We start from the raw sequence: 22,041 nt of genomic DNA, 5'->3' as shown, positions 1-22,041 counted from the left end.
TTTGATTCCGTAGGATCGTCTGCTGATGCCGACCCCAAGGAATTCATGACGCTCATTCGCGGAAGCCGTCCACGCATCAAAGTCATCCTCGCGGCACTTGTGCTCATAGCCGGAGTTGGAGGGACCGCTTTGGTTGCGCCCAGCCCCAGCATGGAGGCAGAGCGGCCGATTCAGGATCCACAGCCCCCAGCAGCTCCGAAGAAAACTCCGGCCGTTAAGGCTCCGAAACCGGCAAGCTACCCAATTGGTGGCTATTTCGTCTACGCCACTCCGAGCAGTTCCCGGAACCTGCAGAAGCTCAGCGAAATTAGGGCAGCAGGCGCTGACACCGTCATCACTTTTGGAACGCCTCTCGCGCCAGCTACCTTGGCCACGCTTCCCAAGGAGTGTGTCATCGATGGAGTGAACTGCGCCCAGGCTGCTGCGGGAACTCTGGAGGTCAACCGCTACTTCACGTACTCCGACGGAAGCGTATGGAGCAGCCAAGCTCTGAAGTGCCCCAAGGACCGCAGGATCACCAGCCAAGGCAAGGCATTCGTTGTGTTGGTCCTCCCAGCCCAAGGCAGCGGCTGCACGTCTACGAACGGGAAGTATGACGTGGTGGTTGCAGGCGGTGGCACTGCGGGCGGCATGGATCCAGCAGCTTCCCTGGCCTTGGCGGCCACGAAACTGGGCATGAAGTTCTATGCCGGCATGCCCCTTCCCGTGAAGAGAACGGATACGCCGTACCTCCCTGATGTTTCCTATCAGGGGACCCTTGCGCTCTTCACGGAGCGCTTCCTTCAATATCAGGCTGCGGCAAATGACGTGAAGGGCCTGGCTGGCTTCTATCACAGCACAGAAATGCCCGTCACCGATGGCCACACTTTCGATCCCATCCTGGATCTGTACCGGATGCAGAACCAGGCCATCCACCGAATCCTCCCCACTCGCGGCGCAATCATTAGTCCCTACCTTGATGCGCGGGTCAGCGCTTTCAGTATCAGCCTGACGGAGGCTCGAAACGGGATCCGAAGAATTGCCCAGACGGCCAGCGGACTGGTTCTGAACATTGCCATCCAAGACGGCATGGGAACCGGCAAGGGTGGAGCTTTTCAGTCGAACGAAGCGAACTCGGCAGTTGACCGGTATGCGGAGAGCATCGTGGGCAAGGGCTCGTGGAGCAGCAAGTACGTGGCACCTGTTCGTGACTATTTCCTGGCAGCCGCTGCGGGCATTTCCGGAACAGGCGCCGTCCTGTGGGCAAACTTGGAGGGCATGGCTCCCGCCACAGCCTCCAACCCTTGTGGTGACAGTCTCCGCGGACAAAGCTCCAAAGCGAGGATAGACCGGCAGCTGCAACAGCTATCCAACGCGCAGAAGATCATTTCCTTCATGTGGGATTCGTATTACACCTGCGTTGGTACGGGCGTTCCCTTGAAAGCCCAGGTGGAGTCCGGAATCGCAACGCCAATTATTACCGACGCGACTTTCGACGCATCCACCGGCCAAGTGCGGATAACCGGCTTCAATCTTTCAGGCGGCAATGCCCAAGTGAAGTGGAGCACCAAAGGCGGACAACGCCTCATGAAAACCGTGAAGCCCACCAGCACAAATACGGCATACGGAGTCCAGGGCGGTATGAACCCGGAACTGGAGATGATCCTCGTAAACGTTGGTAAAACTACTCTGGCTGCCGGCCGCTACTACACCGTCAATGTCACCAACCAATGGGGCGCGGAAAACGACGATTTCTATTCGCAACGCATCTACACAGCACAGTCTTCCCGGGACTCCAAAGGCTAGCCACAGGCCAAGCGTGTTTGTACGCCTTAGCGCTGGCTGTCCTCGGGCTACAAGCACCGCGGCCACTTTTCAACCCATAGAGCGCGTCGACGTCCAAAGTAAGGCGATTAGGGTCCTTCGACGTGACCATGATGTTGCGATATGCACGTGGGAAGCCCCGAGCCGGGGGGTTCTATCTTGTTCCCGTAGGCGGCTGTGGCTAGCTCCTGAGTGTCGGCAGCAGCCATTACTCATTGCCGCTTGATAGAATCGTCACTGCTGACGCCGACACCAAGGAACACATGACGCTCCCGCCTGATACTGAAAATGCCGAGACTAAGTCCCGCCCTCGACGTCAAAAGAGCCCAAAACAGACCGCGCGAAATGTGTTAATTGGCTTTGCGGCCGTCGTCCTAATCGCGGGCCTGATTGGAGGCGGCTACCTTTACAACTTGGCACAGACCTTCAACTCGGGGACCACGAAGATTGAGTCAGCCTTCCCTGACGAGGCCACCCGACCCCAAAAGACCGAGCCTGCGAATGGTGCCCCCGCGCCCATGAATATCCTCGTGATGGGCAGTGATACCCGCGGGTCCGACGAATTGGACGTGGACACTGCTGCAGCCACCGATCAGCGCGCTGACACTCTGATGCTTGTCCACGTTCCGGCCGACCGGAAAAATGTCTACGCCGTTTCCCTCATGCGAGACCTGTGGGTCAACATCCCAGGGAAGGGCGAGTCCAAGATCAACGCGGCGCTTGCTCTTGGCGGTGTACCCCTGATGGTGCAAACTGTGGAGTCCCTCTTCCAGCAGCGGATCGATCACGTGGCAATGGTGGACTTCGAAGGTTTCAAGGGTCTCACCGATGCCTTGGGTGGCGTGGAAATAGACGTAAAGATCCCGTTCGCACCTGCATCTGGTCCAATGAGTGGCCACTACTACACAGCCGGCAAACAGACGCTAAACGGTGATGAAGCTCTCGCCTTTGTCCGCGAACGGAAGTCATTCAGCGACGGCGACTATCAGCGTGTGCGAAACCAGCAAGCGTACATGAAGGCAATCATCAGTAAGACGATTGCGCGCGAAACCTTGACGAACCCTGTGACCGTCAGCAGCATGGTGAGCGCGGTTTCGCCCTTCGTTAGCGTGGATAAGGGGTTCGACGCCGCCGCTATCGGCAGCCTCGCATTGGGTCTGAAGGACATTAGGGTGAACGACACTGTGATGTTTACCTTGCCCACACTCGGCACCGGTACTTCTCTGGACGGCCAATCGATTGTCGTTGCCGACACGACTGCCATTTCCGAGATCGCAGGCGCGCTCTCCAAGGATCAGCTAGGCGCGTACGTCACAGCACACGCACTCGAAAGAGGAAACTAGTGGGTAGGCCTGGGCAGGCAGTTCAGGAGATTCCTTCAGCTTCATGAGGGACCTCCGCGACTCGGCAAGCGCGAACTCGGCGGAATTACGCGAATACAGACCGAGATGGCTTTCCCAAGCGTTTTTGGAGCACTTGGCAAAAGGAGAGATGGTACCGACGCGGAATCCCCCACATCCATTCCGTATCCTTACCCTGTGCACAGGGAATATTTTTCGCTCGCCGGTGGCTGAACGGTTGTTACAGGCCGGGCTGGATCAGGTTTAGGACGCAAAGTTCGAGGTGAAAAGTGCTGGGAAGCGTGCCATGGTCGGCGAGCCCATCCAGCCACTGTCGGCCGAGATTATTCGAACGTTCGGCGGGAATGCCGCCAACTTCAAGGCAAAGCAGCTTATCGCAACAATGCTCCGTCAGAGCGACCTCATACTCACCATGAGCTCTCGACACCGACCAGCGGTTCTGCAACTCGATTCATCGCTGCTGAAACGAACCTTCACGATCGGGGAATTCGCAAGGATGCTCAGTGTCCTTCTGGAAGATGCATCAGTAGCGCCCTTGGGAACAATTGCAGATTGGCATCAAGTCCCAGCCCGTGCTGCTGCAGTTCGTCACGTGGCAATACCGGAAGATGCCAGTGCCAACGACGTGGTGGACCCATACCGCCGCGGATCTGACGTTTATAAACAAATGGAGGATGAACTTGCGCCTGCCATCCTCTCCATCCTGCGTTTTGCCAGGTTGAATGCAATATCTGACTCCGGGTTCGAGCTGTAAACCCAATCTGGGCCTGGACTAGGTTGCGTTATGTTCGAGTAATGGAAGCACGCAAAATCGCTCCATGAATATGGCAGAAGTTATAGTCAGACATGCCTTCCGCGTTTACCTCCGCACATCGTTCAACTTTTCGCAGTGATATAGCCGGTTTAAGGACGATCGCCATTGTCTCAGTAGTCCTAGTCCATGCTGGGGTGAGTTGGATACCTGGCGGATTTGTGGGCGTAGACGTTTTCTTTGTAATCTCCGGGTTTCTCATTACCGGTCAACTACTACGGGAAAATGAAGCTACAGGCAGACTCAATCTTCCAGAGTTTTGGGCCAGACGCGCTAGGCGGCTCTTCCCCGCATTGGCCTTTGTAGCGGTGACGGTCTTGGCAGTCAGTCCGTTCATATTTTCGCCCCTGGAGCTCAAAGAACTCGCAAGTCAGGCCGTCGCAGCTGTCCTTTCCGCATCAAATGTGCTCTTCGCATTCCAAGCTGCGGACTACTTCGGTCATGAAGTACAAGAGAGCCCTTTCCTCCATACGTGGTCTTTGGGAGTCGAAGAACAGTTCTATTTGGCTTTGCCCTTGCTCTTCCTGATCATTTCGTGGGCCGCACGACAATTGCGCTGGAGCATGCGCCTCGTTGCACTTTTGAGTTTGGTATCTTGTCTCGCTGTTTCGTTTGCTGCCTCAGCTGCCTTGACCCCAGAGCATCCGTTCTGGGCCTTCTATACAATCCCGACAAGGGCCTGGGAGTTTGCAGCAGGCGGGATTCTCGCAGTCGTTATAGGAGCCGTGAACTTGTCGAGGACGACGGCGGCAGTTGTTGCTTCCACCGGCGCGGCAGCCATTGTGGTTAGTTGCTTGTTTATTGGAGCCAACCAACCCTTTCCGGGCGTAATGGCGGCGCTTCCCGCTGCGGGTGCGCTGCTTGTGATTCTGGGCGGCTCAACGCCTAACCGGATGTCAAGCTTGTTTGGCACTAAGTTGATGGTTTGGACCGGCGAGCGGTCTTATTCCTGGTATCTCTGGCATTGGCCTGCCGTCGTTCTGGTTAGCGTGAGCTTTGACGTCCACTCAGTGTGGCTTGGTCTTGCGGCGTCGGCGCTAGCATTGGGCTTGGCGCACGCTACTTTCCTTTGGGTTGAGTCGCCGATCCGCGTGTCGAAAGCCCTTCGGGCCAGCAAACGCGCCACGTACACAGCCATGTCGGCCGGGTTTGTTGTCTGCGTTCTGGCCTCAGCGGGAATTTACGCTGGCGGTACATTGGCGTCAACAACAGGAGAGAATCGGACATGGCTTGCCGTACGTGAACAGGGTGCGCCTCAGGCATGCCCGGAGCGCCGCCACGCAGATTCCGGAATCGCGTACTGTGTTTCGGGTTCGACTGATGCCGCGAAAACTGTCATGGTGATTGGGGATTCCCACGCTGCACAGTGGGTTCCTACGCTGGCGAGGGTCGGTGCTGAGGACGGTTTCCGCCTCGTAATTCGCGCCCTCGATGCCTGCCCGGCTGCTGATGTGACGGTCCTGGCACACGGCGCCGTTTATTCCGATTGCGATTACTTCCATCGCGAGACTGAAGCGCTCATATACGAGCTTCGACCGGAAGTCGTTCTTACAGCAAATTCAAACAGCTATGTCGGACAAATCCCGGACAACGCGGGCAGTGTCAAATCTGTGGCCACTCAGTCCAGATTGTGGCGCGCAGGCTTCGCGTCCATTATTGAAGCAGCGCGCGACTCCGGAGCCGTGGCGGCAGTTATCGACGACACTCCGAGGCCCGGAGGTGACGCAGGTGTGTGCGTGACACGTCCTGGCGGAACCGAGCAGGGTTGCTCTCCGACGCGTTCCAGGGCTTTTGAGGACATTGCCACTCTACGAGACGCGGAACGGGCCGTCCAAGAGCAATGGACAATCAATCACGTCTTAAGTTTCGACGACCACCTCTGTCCGACTGATACATGCCTCATCGCCGATGGTGGAATCCCAGTTTTCACCGATAGCAACCACCTTTCCCAGGTCTGGGTCACCGCTCAGGAGCCGAAAGTCAGGGACTTCATCTCAGCCGCTTTGAAAGCCGCGATTAGTACTCCGTGAGCAAGGGACCTCTGTCGGTGCAAGTGTCTTCGGCCGCAGTTCGTTCCAACAGCTCGCGCAGTGACGTCATGAACGGTCCAATGAAGCTGCTGATCCGTATGCTCACCAGCCGGCCGTCGACGACTGACTCCAGCAGAAATTCTTCGCCCTGACGGGTCGTAAGGACACCATCTGCGACCCAGACCGAACCCGTACTGCCGCCAAACAATACTGACTGGAGTCTGTTTCGACTGTCCACCAGGGCCCCCTCCGGATCGACTTGGGCTTCGTGTCTTCAACTTAAGACAGTGGCCACAGCGCAGCACGAGTAGTGGGTACTCGACTTTTGCAGTCATTTAGGTAAGGACTACTTGGATTTGATGCCGTAAGGACATGTTCGAGTCCCCGTGACCTGTTGCGTCGGTGATAGAGTCTGACGGCGACACGAGTGGTTGGCAGCGGGCTGGCTGGCGTTTTCCGGTATTCTCCGTATTGCCTTCCGCTCATTTAAGGGGGAACGTGAAGATTCTTGTAACAGGCGCAAACGGGCGTCTGGGAATGGTCGTGCGCCAACAGCTTCAGCGCCGCGCAGATCTTTCCGCCATCTACCTGATCAGCCCCCGTGCCATCCCACAGACTGCAGCGGATGTCAGGGCAGACATCTCTGATCCCTCCGACTTGAAGCAGGCGGTCCTTTTTGCGGAGCCTGACGTCATTATTCATCTTGCTGGTGTCAGCGGGGCGGCATGCGACGCCAACCTGAAACTGTCAGAGGCTGTCAATGTCACGGCGATGCAGGTGCTCTGCGATGCCGCAATGACTGCGGGCACCTCTCGCATCGTTTTTTCCTCTACGGCCGCCGTCTATGGTGACCGCAATACGGAACCTGTGAGCGAGGCGCATCAGGTGGATTTAAGCAGTACGTATGCTCGGATGAAACACGAGGCCGAGGAAATCCTTCGGGAGGCAACGGATTCGGCGGTACTTTCAAGTGTCGCCTTGCGCATTTTCAACATCTACGGCGACAAATTTTCAGACTCGCTCGTCCATCGTTTGTTGTCTTCAACGCCTTTAAGGCCCTCACGATTGCAGGGCCTCGACACCTTCGTTCGCGACTACATTCACGCACCCGACGTGGCGGAGGCAATCTTGCGGTCCACCAACGTGCCGTTGCGGGGCCATCTGACTCTGAACATCGGAAGTGGCGAAGCCACGAGTAACAGGAAGTTGGTTCACCTTCTCAGCAAACTCGGAAAAATCCACTATGAGGTGGATGAACCGCGGGCCAGCTTCAGTTGTGCGGACATTGGTTTGGCTACGAGGCAGCTAAACTTCTGTCCCGAAACTCTTGATGACGTCCTGACGGCTTCAAGAGATTGGGCCAGCCTTTAGGACGAGGTCACACCGGTTCGCTCGCCCTGCTTGAACCACGTCAAGGTTCGCTCAATTCCGGTTTGCAGATCAACAGGTGTGACGTCTGGGAACAGTTCCTTCATCAAGCGGCCATCGCTTCGCGATGCCCGGACGTCTCCCGCCCGCGGATCGTGGTGGGAAATAGTCAGCTTCTGCTTCATAGCGCCTTCGAGGCCGGCAATGACCTCAAGCAAAGACGCATTGGATCCGAAAGCCAGATTGACTGGACTTTCTGAGCTCAATTGCTGCTGGCAGGCCGCAAGAAGAACTTCGCAGACCGTGTCTACATACGTGAAGTCACGGGATTGCAGTCCATCGCCATGCACCTCCAGCGGCTCACCACGGAGCGCGGCATCGAGGAACTTTGGGATAACTGCAGCATAGGCATGGCCGGCACGTTGACCTGGCCCGTAGACGTTAAAGAATCGAAACGCCAGCGTCTGCATACCGTATGTGCGCCCATAAGCGATGGTGTAAGACTCGGCAGCAAGCTTGCTAGCCGCGTAAGGGCTTACCGGACGAGTCCAGTCAGTCTCCGACTTAGGCAGGACTGGATTGCTGCCGTAAACGGAGCTCGACGAGGACATGAGAAAATGCTTGACGCCGTGCCGCCTGGCTGCTTCCAGGACGTTTAGGGTACCCGTTGCGTTGGCATGGTGGCTCTGCAAGGGGCGGGCCACTGATCTAGGCACGCTACCCAGTGCTCCGAGGTGGACGACAGAGTCGACACCTTCCATAGCAACGTCGAGGATAGCCTCATCAAGAATGGACCCCTCGATGACGTTCACAAGTCGTCCAGAAAGGTTTTCGGCATGTCCGGTGCTGAAGTTGTCAAGGACAACGAGCTCGGCCTGCGGATCGTTTTCGTTGATATATCGAACCAGGTTCGACCCGATGAAACCGGCACCACCAGTGATCAAGATCTTCATACTTCAATTGCTCCTTTATCTTGCCAGTGCTTCGGAAAAGCACAGCATCCGGTATGGTCTCGGCCAGGCTCACAAATGCTCCACTGATGCACCTTTGAGTGCATTTTTTGTGTCAAGCACCGGTACATCCGAATTATCCAGAATATTCAAGTCAAGGTAGTCGTGATCGGTGACCAGAAGGACCGCGTCGGATTTGCTGACCGTTTCGGCATCCAATGTTCCTCGTAGCATTTCCTTGGGCCAGTGGTGGTCTTCGACCAAGTCATCAACCCCTAAGACAATTGCACCAAACTCTTCAAGGAGCTCCCTAATACGCAAGGAGGGCGCCTCCCTGACATCCCCGGTGTTCTTCTTGTACGCCAGCCCGACCATCAAGATCCGTGAGCCTTTCAGAGGCTTGCCGACATTGTTCAAGCTCATGAGCAGGCGGCGGACGACATAGTCCGGCATGTGGTCATTGATGTCGTTGGCAAGTTCAACGAAGCGGAAGGCATGGCCAAGCTGACGACGAACGTGCCAAGAGAGATAGCTCGGATCCACAGGCAGGCAGTGTCCGCCAACGCCGGGACCCGGTACAAACTTCATATAGCCGAAGGGTTTGGTTGAGGCAGCGTCAATGGATTCCCACAGATCGATTCCCAAGGCGTGCGCATAGATCGCAAGCTCGTTAACCAGGGCAATGTTCACATGCCGGAAGGTGTTCTCCAGCAGCTTTGTCATTTCGGCTTCCTTTGGGGTTCCGACGGGAACAGTCCTTTCGACTAAGGAATCGTAGAAATCCTTGACGCGGACGAGCGATTCCGGTCCGAGTCCTGAAACGACCTTTGGCGTCTCGACGAAGCCCCACACCTTGTTGCCAGGGTCGATTCTTTCTGGACTGTAGCCTACGTAGAAATCGACATCCGCCGTTAGTCCGGAGCCGGTTTCCAAAATCGGCACAAGCAGTTCCTCGGTGGTTCCGGGGTGTGTGGTGGATTCGAGAATGACAGTGGAACCGCGGGTAATGAATTGCGCCAATGCCTTTGCCGAATCCGTGATGTAGCTCAAATCCGGAAGGCTCTCCTTAAGAGGGGTTGGCACCGTGATGATGGCGAAATCGAAACCAGCGGCCTCGGTGTAGCTAGTGGTGGGAAGGTAGCGCCCGGAGTCCAGTCTGCGCCGGAGTTCGTCATTTGTGATGTCTCCAACAAACGACTCGCCATTGCTCAGGGCGACGATCCTCCGTTCATCAATGTCCAACCCGACCACGTCATAGCCGACTTCGACAGCTCTCATGGCCACGGGAAGGCCTACATAGCCCTGTCCGACTATGACTGCTTTCTTTGATTTATCCATGAGTGGATCCCTATCGGTTGTTTGCTGGAACTTTGCGGGAATTTTCGCTGGCAATCGGGCGCGCGTTGGGGCGTCGACGGCGCCGTGCACGACCTGATACGCGTGGCGGCCCTATCGAGGCTTTTCGGTGACGGGGTGCCTTTGATGGTCGCTGCTGCCACCTGATGATCAACGTCCCGCATATGAGAAAAAGGCTCATGGTGGCGTAGCCAGTGACGCATGCCCATGCCGCGCCAAGGCCCCCGCTGCCGGGAATGAACACCAGCAGAAACAAACTCATCGCTGCCATGCCCACGACGCCGGTCCAACTGGAGAGCTTTATGTGCCCTGCGCCGGCCACTGCACGACTCAAAACCAGGTAGGGCGACAAGGCGATCTCGGCCAAGGCAAGCACACGGACGATGTCGACGGCTGGTGCATATTCTTGCCCAAACACCAGGGGAATGAGCCATGGCGCTGCAACATACATGACAGCCGTGTACGCCCCCGTCACTCCCGCAGCTCCGAGGACGAAGGTCAGCAGTTTCTTTCTGCCGAATTGATTCTGTGCAGCATCGCGGAAAGCGACTTGACCGACAGAATTGGATACGACCTGAATCAGACTCGCCGGCGTTGTCGCAACGGCGTACAAGCCAACAGCGCGGGTGTCGGCTAAGGCAGCAAGAAGATATTGATCCAGTCGGTAAGTTATGGACTGGCCCAGATTCATGCCCATCAGGCCGACGCCCTTGCGCAAAAGCTCTTTCGTTCCACCCGATGTCGGTTCGGTTGTTTTGAGGACAACGCCCTTGCCGATGATGCTGATGGCGATGACGCTGCGTGTTGTGAAACCGGTCGTGTAGGCAAGGAGTGCACCGAGCAGACCGTGCCCAAAAATCCAGAAAACGATGAGGGCAGCAGCGGTGACACCGAACCCGACGCTGTTCGCCATCGATGCCCGGCTTGGGAAGCCGGTGGCGCTCAGGGCGTCCGCCGTCTGATTGGCGAAGAACGCCGCAAGCCCCAAAGGCAGCACGCCCAAAATAACTTCGTTGACGCCCAAATGCACGTCAATTGCGCCAAGCAAGAAATAAGAGACGAGGATAAGGAGGACCAATTGCAAAGCGCCCAGCCATAGCGACGTTTTGGCATAGGCCCGCATCGTGACTCGTGGATCCCGGGGAAGAAGGATGCGCAGTGAAATGTTCGTACCAAGCCCACTTACCAGCGAAACGATCGTGACGGTGGTGATCAGGATCGCTAGGACTCCGCGGTCGTCCGGGAGGAGCATTCTGGCCGTGATAACGCCGCACAGCAAGGCCCCGAAGAGACCGGCCACGCTCCAGGCGGTAGTCCCAAGGACCTCTTTTCCTGACCCGGAACGGGTGGCGGCAAGCAGACGTCTCAATGTACTTTGCGCCCTTTAAGCCAGCTCAGCCCTATAGCGACGAGAATGAGTGCAACCCCGCCCGTGCCCCATGCGAAGATGGGCGCAAATGAATTCCTGACGTGCATCAGCAGGAGCGAGGCGGCAACGCCGAGGAAAGCCAGGGGCACGGGGCGCGGCGGAACGATGGAGAGACGGGAAGCCAGGAATCCAGCCAGCGCCAACGCGAGCAGTATGCCGGGGATCCCGAAATTGTGGTGTCCTTCGGCAATGATCGAACCGCCGATGGGACCTACACGGTGGGCAATCTCTGCGTTCATCAGACGAAAGTCCGTTTCAGCATCATCCCTGGGCAGGCCGAGTATTCCCGCGAGCCCACGCTCCAGAGGAGCTGCGTAGGTGGCCCCAGCCAAGTATGGTTCGTGCGCGGCTTCGTGCCAGCCAATAGTGGTAACGATAACCCGTGCCGAGTAGCCCATCTCCTCAATCGCCTTGATCGGCGAAGCGGACACCTCGTGAAGGGAGGTGTCCCCGAGTCCTTGGCTGCGGACCTGCTGTACTGCGGAGATCGCGACCAATCCGACGAGGACGCAGACCACCATTGATGCGAATGAAGGCGTCTTCCTGCAGCGGATGAATACAGCAAGGGCCGCGATCAACGGAAAGAGAGATTCACTGCGCAACCCCATGGGCAGGGCAAGCAGCAAGAATGTGAACAAGAAGACTAAACCCGTCCGCGAGATTAGCCGAGTAGTGTCCTGCGCTATGAGCGCAGATCCAATGGTAATTCCGAAATAGATAATGCCCACGGAATTTCCGGAAGTTGCCTCCAGGTATTCGCTGTAGCTGTTAAGGAAGAACAATGGGCCGAGCTGCGTATAGCAAACGAACAGCCAACTTGCGACCGCCACCGACAGTGTCAGTCCGCCCACGTCAACAATCGCGTCCCGCATGGATCGGTCAGATGAGTGTTCCTGCAGCTCAGAGGGCCGCATCTTCGTACCGGAGTTACTGGAAAGCCATGCGACAAACCCTATCGCCGTGGCATAGCTCAACAGGCCAAGGTCGATGAGGTAAGCGGCCCGGATCATCACAGGGTCGCTGTACCAGCCTGTCCACGTTCCATCCAGGAATGACGCCATTCGTCCGTTGTCAAGGGCCGGGGAGACGAACAATCCCAGGTGGAAAAGGCAAAGTATCAAGAAGTACAGGAAGGGAAAAGACCAAACGCCATCGGAGAGTGACTTGGCGACCAAGTAGCCCAGGGCGCACGCTAGCAGGAGCGAGATGATCGCCACCCTTTGGATCGGGGCCTGCTCGAAGACTGGTGCAAGCACTAGCAGACAGATTAGGATGGCGCTTCCGACGTGAGCAAGTACGGCTCCGTGGAGTTTCGCTCTGGATAAGACCTCGTCCGGCAGAACTGAGTGCGTAGTCTGTGTCTGGACCTTCACGCGCACCACAGCCTGCGGAAGTGGCCGACTGCAACCTCAATATCCAGTTCAGAACCGTACAACTTTCTACGGGCCAGCTCCCGGGTTTCAGGCGTTGGCCTGTCTCTTAGTGCATCGGCGATGGCATCGGCCCAAACGGATATGGCAGTTTGCAATGACAGAAGCTGTATCCCTCCGACATGCTGCGCGAGGTGAACGGCGCCTGCAACATCAGATGCAATAACGGGCGTACCAGCCGCACATGCCTCTACCAGCACGCCGGGCAGTCCCTCCAATGTGGAAGTGAACAACAGAAGATCTGCAGAGGCCAGCAGATCAGGGACGTCCATGCGTTCGCCGGCATAATGAACACGGTCCGTAACACCTAATTGCTCGGTTATCGACAGCCAACGCGACCGGTTTGCTGCCGACTGGACCTCGTCAGCTCCATCTCGACCTACAAAAACCAAGGCTCCCATCGGGTGTGCTTTGGCATACTCACCGAAGAACCGGATGGCCCCGTCTCTATTCTTAGTGGGGATGTCAGCCCGACCTATGTGGAGAATCAATGGTTCGGCCGGGGCGATCCCGAGCTCATCGCGGATGTCAGTGGTACCGGCGCTGGAGAACTTTTCCAGATCGAAACCTGTCATCAAGACACGGCAACGTGGGTCATTCGCCCAATCTTTCTTCCAGGCCACCGTTAGCGTTGAGGGAGCGATTCCGATGATGTCGGTTGCGAACTGGTTAAGGAGCCAGCGCATTGCCGCGTACTTTGCCCGCGCCGGCAGCGACTGTTCGGCACGGGGCCGGCCGTCGCTGCTGAAATTAGCGATCCGGATACGGGCGCCACCAAGGGTTGCCAACGCGAGGATGAATCCAGAAGCAAGATGAACGTGCGAGTGGACGACTTTGATGCGGTTGCCCCGGAGAAACCGGACGAACTTAAATGCAAACCAGGGGCTGGAGAGGCGTAAAGGGACAATCGTGGCGCCCGCCGCTCTGTAGTCGCCTGCCAGGGACCCTTCCCGCCCGGTGAGTGTGACCATTGTCAGTTTCGGGCCGGTCGCAGGCAGGGCTCGGGCTACTTCAAGCATCCGCATCTCGACGCCACCGCGGTCGACGGACCCGAGGATGTGGGCCACAGTAGAGCTGCTCTTTTCCGTCACCGTCATGATCTTTCCAGTGCTTTCGGCGCAGCCTCGAGTTGGCTGAAAAAGTCAATAACCCTTTGCGGGTCAAGTGAAGCGATAATTTGACGAGCATGCTCCAGGTTTGTGGCCCCCTGCTGTGTCATCCACTCATAGTTGTTAAGGGCTGAGCGGAGCAATCCGGTTAATTCTTCAACGGATCCTGAGGTAAAGAGGCAATCCGGTGGAAGCAATTCCGGGATTCCGCCTATGTCGGAACCAATGCAGGGCAGGCCCCGGGCCATCGCCTCAATGAGGGCTCTCGGGACACCTTCAGTGCGGGATGGCATGGCAAAAAGGTCAGCACGGTCAAGGATGTCGCGTATTTCCTCGGGCGTTTCAATGTGTCCATGGAAGTTGACATGCTTATCGATGCCTAGGTCTTTGGCCAGCTCAACAAGTACCCGATGTTTCGCGCCTCCGCCAACAAGTTCCAGGGTAATGCTGTGACCCTTGCTTAGGAGTTGGGCAGCTGCCTGGAGCAGGAGATCGTGGCCCTTGTACATCTGGTTGTGCGTTCCGACGGCGACCACGATAAGGCCCTCCCGCTCGGGGTGAGTAATTTTCGGTTGCGCAGCGAGCGTGCCGTCGGTGATGGCTATTCCGCTGCGGACGAGCGAGGCGGCACCTGCATGCACTGGGTATCGTCGCTGTAGTGTCCTCTCGGAGACGTAGATTGCGCCGTCGACGCTGGAAACTTGTCGCGCTACAAGTAGTTTCGCCAGCCATGCCAACTTGACTCCCGGCTTCCCCGCGACACCAGCCTTGAGGACGTCATAGGGGTCGCCCACCACGTGCGCGAAGGTCCGGGCTCCCAAGCGGCGACCCGCGCTAACGGTGATTCCACCGATTACACCGGGGAACCGGCCCCCGTAAACAGCACTGGCGTCGGTGGAAAACCGGCGCACAAGTTTGCGTATCTGCATGAACCGGGTCACCATGCCTCTTGCTCCCTGATACGAGGGGACCGCAAGGACCTTGACACCGTCGCCTTCAACGAGGCGGCCGCTGTCCCGAGGAATGTCTTCGACCCTGGCGACAACGATGACTTCGTCAAAGCTGTTCAGCCACAGCAGATGGTTCTCGTACCAGTCCTGCGAAGCATCCGAGTAAACACGGCCATCCAAGCCTCGGTGCAAACGCGCTTCCGTGGCATAGAAGACCGTTCGTTTACTGGCAGTCATGGGGTGGGTCCGATCTCAGTCGCAACAGTGATGAGTGAGGAAGTCATGGCTTATTCTTGCTTTCTGGTCATCAAGCTGCTTGTCCGAGTGTTCTTGTCGCCAGCGTAAAAGTGGTATTGGCGGTTCCAGAGCCGCTCTCTGTCAAAGTCGCGGAACACTACAGCCTGGGCATTGAGAGCAATTGCCTTGGCCTCTTCAGGGTTTATCAAGACTATGCGTAGTGCGGTTTCAAGTGCCGACGAGTCATCGATGGGCACAATCTTCCCGCATCCCGGATGTGGAATCACATCGCGGACCCCCGTGGCATCGGTTGCCACGATTGGGGTCCCGGAAGCCGCTGCTTCCAGAAGTACGGTCGGAAGGCCTTCACGGCGGGACGGAAGGCACAGCAGGTCTAATGCCGCGTACACCGTCGCAGTATCGTCCAAGTTGCCCGTCCTGTGTACCCAGGGCTCATCGAACGCAGCTACTGTCTCTGGGCGTAGCGATTCGATCCCATCGTCCGGTCCCACCAGGACGAGGTGGACGTCATCCATGTGCTGTCTAAGTGACTGCACTGCGTCCATGAGCGCGTCGATGCCCTTGTCAGCTGTGATGCGGCCGACGAAGCCTACAACTTTGGCATCGGCAGGGATATCGTGGTCCGCGCGGAATGATGTGCGCAGCTCAGGGTCCTGTCCCTTGAGTTGATAGCTCTCGAGATCGATGCTGTTAGCAGAGCCCTTTCCGAAAACTGTGACGTCAGCCGTGAGTCCTGCCTGGATCATCTGCTCCTTCAGAGCATGGCCGACAGCCACGACGTCTGTGGAAAGCCTAATGATTGTCTTCTCGATGAGAAGCATCATCTGTTTGCTGGCGCCGGTCATGGTCTCTGATCGAAGCCCATAGACGCAGTAAATGCGCCGAGGCTTCTGCAGCACCCAGGAAGCGATTGCACCCAGCAGTGAAGCCTTCGGTGTGCCGTACACAATGACATCAGGCTGGAGCTTTCGGATGAGCCTAAAAATCCGCCAAAGTGCGCGCAGATCAGACAACACCGACGGGTCACGTTCAATCGGCAGGGCGTGCGACGATACATTGTCCTGCTCCGCGAGGGAACTCAAAAGACCGGTATCGCCTGATGCAACCGCAACGCGCAATCCCCGACGCTGCAGGTAACCCATCTGGCCGCTCAACTGGGAGCTAACCGAGATGTCAGTTGTCTGGATGAAAAAAATGTCTGTCTTGGATTTCATTCTTGAGCCCGCTCCTCTGCCGCCAAAGTACTTTCCCCCATACCTAAGGATTGGCCAGCGGACGTTTGGCTGATCCGCTGGCCAAACCACAGCACCTCGGCCCTGCGGACGACGCTATCCATTTTGGGTGAGCCGAATTTCGCAAGCCAATAACCAACCTTGAGCATCAAACGGCACAATGCAGGAGGCAGCTGAAGGGGTTCCTTGTGCCCGTGCTGGAGCACAACGTCGCGCACGGTCAGTCCTTCCCACGGTTGCACACTGACAGTCGGCACACGTTCCGGCGCGTCGCCTACGGCGAGCACGTACTCCGCTAGACCGCCAAGACTGGACACCGGTGAGGGAGCGGAACCAGGTGCGGCCACGCTGGCAAGTGGTGAACGCGCGTACCTGATCAGACTCCGCGTAGTGCTTCGGCTGGGGTCCTGAATCGACGTGGCCCGGACAATCCGGACTGTCGACGGCCTCGTGAGGGTCTGATCCATGAGCAATTGCAAGGCTCGTTCGCCTAGGGCTTTGGACTGTGAATAAGGTGAGAAGGGTTGATGATCCCACGAACCGTCAAGCACAGGCCGCCGTCCCTGCACAGCAGCACTACTTATGTGGATGTACGTCGGGACACCGGCCTGCTGTGCCGCCAGCCAGATGAGGGCTGGCAAGACCGCGTTGGCACCAAAAAGCTCCAGACTCTGGCCGCTACCTGGGGTAGCAAGTCCAGCTGCATTTACCACGACATCCTTGTCCGCAAATGAGGCGGCCAGCGCGACGATCTCCTCGACGTGCTTGGAAGCTTCCGCTATGACCTCCTGAGCAGACCACTTTGGATCAGCCACCACGCGTGGGGCGACCTGCTTCAAGACGCCGTGGCCCGCAGAGGCCAAAACGTCGACCAGAGCGCCGCCAACAAATCCACTGCCCCCGACCACAATCCAGTCAGCCATCGAGACGGCTCCTTCCCACGTCGGCGTGACGGTTGCTCGCCCAGCGTCGAATCGCTGCCGGGGTCATGAGATACCCTGCGATAAGCACCCCGGCGATGCCCAGATATAGGACTGCTGTCCAGGGCGCTGCCTGGGCGGCAAGTATTCCCAGGGCACCTGTGGCGCAGCTGCCAGCAGCGACGATGGCGGCAACCTGGAGGTGGGTCAGACCGAGGTCTTCGAGCTGATGGTAGGTGTGGCTGCGGTGGGATTCATACCAACGCTGGCCTCCGGCAATTCTGGACAGCAGCGTGTACGTTGCGTCTGCCAGGTAGATGGCTATTGGCCCAAGGATTGCGAGGAGCGGCGCTCCCGAGCAGAAAGCTGCAAAAGCCATGACAGAAACTGCTGCGCCGAGCAGGTAGCTGCCGCTGTCGCCAAGGAAGATCCGATTCCGCCCAAGATTCCAAGGCAAGAAGGCGGCATAAACGGCAGCAAGTACCAATCCGGCCGCAGTCAGCCAGGGCTGCGACGTCAGCATTCCAGTCACCGCGTAAGTCCCACCGAATACGGCACCGTTCAAGCCCGAGATTCCGTCGACGCCATCCATGAAATTCGCGACATTTATGAACCCTGTTATGAACAGTCCTCCGAGCGGGATGATCCACGGTTCCGCGCCGGAAACGGCAACCACTGCCGCCGCGGCGGAAAGCCCGATCAGCAGTTGGCTTGCCACCCGATATTTGATGGAAATTCCTTTGAAGTCCTCCAGCCAGCCGGCGCCGGCCGCTGCCGCGGACGCAAGAAGAACACAAATGACTAGTTTCGGCGCATGTCCTCCCGCCAAGATGACCAGACAACCGGTTATGAAGCCAACAAGGGTTGCAAGACCAGCCCCACGAATCGCCGGGGACGAATGCGAGGAACGGGCTGATGGGATGTCGACGACTCCCAGTCGCCGCAGCAGGGGCAGGACCACATATGGAGCAAGAAGGCTGGCCAGCAGTCCGAGACCCGCCGCCGCGAACTCAAAGCTCACGCTGGCCCCTTCGAAGCGAGTTTGTTCGTTCCCGTTTCAAAGTCATCCGCAAAGAGCTGATACCACGCTTCGACGTCGAGGTCATCGGGCTCAAGTTGAGCGGCCATAGTATGGGAGATCTTTGGATGGATCGGACGCACATCTGATTCGTTGTGGCTGACCAAGACTTCGTGGAGCTTCTCGCCTTCGCGAAGGCCTGTATATACAATTTCAATGTTCTTGCCGCTGGCTGCAATCATCCGCTCAGCGACATCCTGGATCCGGACAGGCTCACCCATATCCAGGATCAACACCTCTCCTGGGCTCCCGATGCCGCCCGCCTGCACGACAAGCTGACACGCCTCGGGGATTGTCATGAAGAACCTAGTAACTTCTGGATGTGTGATGGTCAGCGGACGACCGGCAGCAATAAGCGTCTGGAACGTCGGAAGCATAGATCCCCTGCTGCCGATGACATTACCGAAGCGCACGGATAGGTACCTTCCACCACAGTTGGCGGCGGCCCAGGCGGTAAGCTGCTCAGCCAGCCGCTTTGAGTGCCCTAGTACACTCGTCGGGTCGGCGGCCTTGTCAGTAGAAATGTTTACGAAGGTCGAAACACCAGCTTCGCGAGCCGCGTTCAGGACGTTGAGCGTGCCGAGAACGTTGGTCTTCCAAGCCTCGCCCGGGTATTGCTCCAACATTGGCAAATGCTTGAGCGCAGCCGCATGAAACACCACCTCGGGTCGCCGCTCCCGGAAAATTTCCTCCAGTGCCTGTGGGTCACGGATATCGGCCAGGACGACATCCTTGGTGTCGAGGAGCCCGTGCCCCGCGATTGATATCTGCGCGCTTTGAAGACCGGATTCATCGCGGTCCAGCATCATCAGCTCGGCCGGTTCGAACCTGACAATCTGTCGGCACAGCTCAGACCCGATGGAACCGCCGGCCCCTGTCACAAGAACACGTTTGCCTTTAAGGTAGCCGGCAATGGAGGCCACCTCCGTGTCCACGGGATGCCGTCCAATAAGGTCTTCTATGGCGATGTCACGGACGTCGGCAGGCGCGGCTCTGCCTTCCATGATCTCGCTTAGGCTCGGTAGGACCTTGACTTGAATGCCGCAGGCTGCTGCTGCATCGGAAATGGATCGAAGGAGTTCCGAATCAGCCCTGGCAATCGACACGATCAGGACTTCAACTTCGGATTCATTGACGATCTGCGAAAGCCGGCTGCTGTCGCCCAGGACAGGGACACCTGCGAGCCTAAGGTTACGCTTCAAAGGATCGTCGTCGATTAATCCGACAGGCTGGTAACCGGAATGAGCGTCGGCATACATATTCCTGATCAACAACTGGCCCATGTGACCCGCGCCGTAGATGAGCGTGCGCTTCGCGTCCGTTTGGGGCTTGAGCAGGCGATCGGAGTTCAGTCGGCGGAGATATCGTGAGGAACCCATGAGCAGGAAGGCCAGAGGCAGCGCCATGAGCGTTGCGCTGCGGGGAATTCCGAAGCTCTCGCCGAGGAAGACTACGGGAATGCCAACGAGCATGGCAACGGAAATAACGGTAACCAGCAGGGCCGCAGCTTCTTCAAAACTCGCAGAAGTGTACCGACCCCGGTAGAGCCAGAATAGCCAGCCGACGAGTAGTTGGGCGATGACCAAGGCAACACAAACGGCTAGCAGCGGAGGCAAGCTCATCTGACTGCCATCAAACTCATAGCGGAAGAAAACACCGGCAATTAGCCCGATAATCCAAGACGCGGCATCCAAGCCAAATTGAAGGCGGTGGCTGAATGGGTTCAAATGCGAACTATTTTGGGGAGCGATCTCCGTCGAAGGCGTCCCCATAAGGTCACTTACGGTGTTGATCCGGTTGTTGTGTTTCATCGACTATCCCCAATGTTGTGCAAGTCGGGACTGAGCTAGTCCCTAGAATCTTGAAGCGCTGAAAGGCTGGTGAAACCGACATTGACGACTGAAGTCTGCAGCGGGATTCGATGCGCCAGGCATTGTGAAATTTGGATGCGAGGGGCAACGAAGCGTACATTCCAGTTCTCTCGGACCGGCTACGGCTTTACGCTGCCGTGGCGCATTTCTTGCCGATTCTTGGCTTCAGTCGAACGCCTCTTGCCTTTGTCGACTTGAGGTTTGTAGTCGTAGTAGTTGTGATCACCCTTGGTTGCCGGAAGACGGTTGATGACCACGCCCAACATACGGGCACGAACCGCTTCTATATTCGTGACAGCCCTGGCCAAATCCGCCTTCTTGGTTCGACCATCAACACTCACGACCAGCAGGATGCCACTGGCGTTAGCCGCAAGGACCGCAGGGTCCGTGACTGGGAGCAAAGGTGGGGCGTCAATAATGACCACTTCATACTCAGATTCCAAGTGAGTGAGCAGCTTGTCCATGGTCGAAGACCCAAGCAACTCACTTGGGTTCGGTGCCAAACGCCCCGATGCCAAAACGTGAAGCTGGCCAGCTGGCCCCCATGTCTGAATTGCGTCCTCAAGCGCCACGCTGCCCGTAAGGACGCCAGTAAGCCCCACGGAACCTTCCAAGCCCAAGTAATTGGCGACACGCGGTCGCCGCAAATCGGCATCGATGAGAAGAACTCGCGTCCCGCTTTCAGCGAGCATAATCGCCAAATTGACAGCGGTAGACGTTTTCCCTTCGCCTGGGATCGACGAGGAAACTACGACGCTCTGGTGCCCGCCACCGAGGTTCGTGAATGACAGGTGTGTCCGCAGCTGACGGAAGCCCTCTGCCCGCGGACTATATGGGTCTCCCTGGGTTAGTACAGGGGTCTTTTCCAAAGAAGGATCGCCGACGAATGTGCCCAGAACGCCGGCGCTGACGACTCGCTCGATGTCGTCCTGGGTCCGCAGCCGTGTATTGAGAACTTCACGTACGAACGCGAAGCCAAGGCCAAGGACCAGCCCTGCAACCAAGCCTAGAATCAGGTTCATCATGGGTCGAGGTGAAGAAGGACTGATGGGTGGCTCTGCCCGTTCGAAGACGCTCAATTTCACCAGTGAAACATCCTCGACGGACGCAACGCCTTTAATTAATTCGTCCGCCGTGGAGTTGGCAATCCTCGCCGCGAGTTCAGGGTTTGCGTCGGAAGCCGTAATGTCGATCAGCACGGTTTGGGGGGGCGCAGAGGCTGCAACGCGGCCTGCCAGTTTCCTTGATCCGCCTGGCAGATTTAAGTCATCGGCAACTGCCTGAAGGACGCGGGGGCTCGTTGCGAGACTTACATAGGACGTCACCCGGTTCTGTGCGAACATGTTCCCCTGCGTTACGTCAGTTGCTGAATTGCCGCCCTTGACAGAGACGAACAATTGTGAATGCGCGTCATAGGTGGGCGTCTGGGTCAACGTTTGTCCCAATGCCACGAGAACGGCCACAGCCGTGACAAGCAGTATGGAAATCCAGCGCTTGCGGATGACATGCAGGTAAGTACGCAACTCCACGGGGTTCCCCAATATTTTCGTGAGCGATATCCAACAAGGCGGCGAACCGAGGCGATCAGTCCGCTCACCGTTATTAGATCATGCCGTATAACCGATGTTGCAACATCGGTAGACGTGCGTAGTCATATGCTTACGCTTGTTAATTTTGACGCTATCATGCATCACTCATGCAGGTTTAAATGCTCTTGCCGCACGCACGTAATTCTCAACTAAAACTGGTTGACAAACTGTTGAGAGTGGGCTTAAGCGCTTCAGGGGCTACGGAATGAGGACAGCTTCCTGTATGGGTCCACACCGGCCAGCTGCTGCTTTGAGCCATCCAACTGCGAACACCCGAACGGCCCCTGACGCCGTCATACTTGCTCATCAAACGGAACGTTGTTCCGTCCATTGGAGCTGCGCATAGCGAGGATGGACGAAGAGCGCGGTCCGTTTTAGCGCGCGCTTCTCGGAAGAAGTCCGCCCAATGGGAAACCAGTCGTGCGGCTCCTCCGCACCTCGCAACCTGATTCCCCGGTACACCCTCTAGCCTTATTCGTAGGCTGGTCAGACGTTT

At 57.4% G+C, this 22,041-nt stretch carries 15 protein-coding genes and 1 pseudogene; 5 read left to right on the top strand and 11 right to left on the bottom strand.

What is annotated here, in order from left to right; all coding sequences use genetic code 11:
- Positions 1-45 precede the first annotated feature (45 nt).
- From AC1DD5_RS01385 to AC1DD5_RS01365, 5 genes and pseudogenes are all read left to right on the top strand, one after another.
- Entirely contained in the window at positions 46-1,785 is a 1,740-nt protein-coding gene (locus AC1DD5_RS01385) for a DUF4434 domain-containing protein (protein WP_477520417.1), read from the top strand.
- 431 nt (positions 1,786-2,216) lie between these two features.
- On the top strand, positions 2,217-3,146 hold the full coding sequence (locus tag AC1DD5_RS01380; RefSeq protein WP_442016558.1) for an LCP family protein: 930 nt from the start codon (positions 2,217-2,219) through the stop codon (positions 3,144-3,146).
- 148 nt (positions 3,147-3,294) lie between these two features.
- Positions 3,295-3,918 (top strand): annotated as a pseudogene (locus AC1DD5_RS01375) (arsenate reductase/protein-tyrosine-phosphatase family protein).
- Between the two features lie 92 nt (positions 3,919-4,010).
- A complete protein-coding gene (locus AC1DD5_RS01370) occupies positions 4,011-6,005 on the top strand; it encodes an acyltransferase family protein (RefSeq protein ID WP_442016559.1) in 1,995 nt (664 codons plus the stop codon).
- A gap of 498 nt (positions 6,006-6,503) precedes the next feature.
- On the top strand, positions 6,504-7,376 hold the full coding sequence (locus tag AC1DD5_RS01365) for an NAD-dependent epimerase/dehydratase family protein (RefSeq protein WP_442016560.1): 873 nt from the start codon (positions 6,504-6,506) through the stop codon (positions 7,374-7,376).
- Here the strand turns inward: AC1DD5_RS01365 and AC1DD5_RS01360 are convergent.
- From AC1DD5_RS01360 to AC1DD5_RS01310, 11 genes are all read right to left on the bottom strand, one after another.
- Entirely contained in the window at positions 7,373-8,326 is a 954-nt protein-coding gene (locus tag AC1DD5_RS01360; protein ID WP_442016561.1) for an NAD-dependent epimerase/dehydratase family protein, read from the bottom strand. The two genes, AC1DD5_RS01365 and AC1DD5_RS01360, sit on opposite strands and share 4 nt — an antisense overlap.
- 69 nt (positions 8,327-8,395) lie before the next feature.
- Positions 8,396-9,661 carry a nucleotide sugar dehydrogenase gene (locus tag AC1DD5_RS01355; protein WP_442016562.1) on the bottom strand — a complete coding sequence of 422 codons (1,266 nt, stop codon included), beginning with the start codon at positions 9,659-9,661 and terminating at the stop codon, positions 8,396-8,398.
- Between the two features lie 10 nt (positions 9,662-9,671).
- Complete coding sequence (locus AC1DD5_RS01350) at positions 9,672-11,048, bottom strand: lipopolysaccharide biosynthesis protein (RefSeq protein WP_442016563.1); 1,377 nt, start codon at positions 11,046-11,048, stop codon at positions 9,672-9,674.
- Complete coding sequence (gene wzy / locus AC1DD5_RS01345) at positions 11,045-12,481, bottom strand: O-antigen polysaccharide polymerase Wzy (RefSeq protein WP_477520416.1); 1,437 nt, start codon at positions 12,479-12,481, stop codon at positions 11,045-11,047. The genes AC1DD5_RS01350 and wzy overlap by 4 nt, the downstream gene beginning before the upstream one ends.
- Positions 12,478-13,635, bottom strand: coding sequence for a glycosyltransferase (locus AC1DD5_RS01340; RefSeq protein ID WP_442016565.1), 1,158 nt, complete (start codon positions 13,633-13,635; stop codon positions 12,478-12,480). The genes wzy and AC1DD5_RS01340 overlap by 4 nt, the downstream gene beginning before the upstream one ends.
- Positions 13,632-14,834, bottom strand: coding sequence for a glycosyltransferase family 4 protein (locus AC1DD5_RS01335; RefSeq protein ID WP_442016566.1), 1,203 nt, complete (start codon positions 14,832-14,834; stop codon positions 13,632-13,634). Before AC1DD5_RS01335 ends, AC1DD5_RS01340 begins: the two co-directional genes overlap by 4 nt.
- Before the next feature lie 50 nt (positions 14,835-14,884).
- On the bottom strand, positions 14,885-16,069 hold the full coding sequence (locus AC1DD5_RS01330; protein ID WP_442016567.1) for a glycosyltransferase: 1,185 nt from the start codon (positions 16,067-16,069) through the stop codon (positions 14,885-14,887).
- The gene (locus AC1DD5_RS01325) at positions 16,066-17,010 is read right to left on the bottom strand and encodes an NAD-dependent epimerase/dehydratase family protein (RefSeq protein WP_442016568.1); all 945 of its coding nucleotides are present in this window, start codon (positions 17,008-17,010) and stop codon (positions 16,066-16,068) included. Before AC1DD5_RS01325 ends, AC1DD5_RS01330 begins: the two co-directional genes overlap by 4 nt.
- A complete protein-coding gene (locus AC1DD5_RS01320; RefSeq protein ID WP_442016569.1) occupies positions 17,003-18,028 on the bottom strand; it encodes an MraY family glycosyltransferase in 1,026 nt (341 codons plus the stop codon). The genes AC1DD5_RS01325 and AC1DD5_RS01320 overlap by 8 nt, the downstream gene beginning before the upstream one ends.
- Entirely contained in the window at positions 18,025-19,707 is a 1,683-nt protein-coding gene (locus tag AC1DD5_RS01315; RefSeq protein WP_442016570.1) for a polysaccharide biosynthesis protein, read from the bottom strand. The genes AC1DD5_RS01320 and AC1DD5_RS01315 overlap by 4 nt, the downstream gene beginning before the upstream one ends.
- A 368-nt stretch (positions 19,708-20,075) precedes the next feature.
- Positions 20,076-21,485, bottom strand: a complete 1,410-nt coding sequence (locus AC1DD5_RS01310) for a tyrosine-protein kinase domain-containing protein (protein WP_442016571.1) — start codon at positions 21,483-21,485, stop codon at positions 20,076-20,078.
- Positions 21,486-22,041 lie beyond the last annotated feature (556 nt).

Source organism: Paenarthrobacter sp. 10L420 (genome assembly GCF_056395385.1).
Note: the sequence above shows the minus strand (reverse complement) of the source record. Positions and strands in the feature narration are given on the sequence as shown.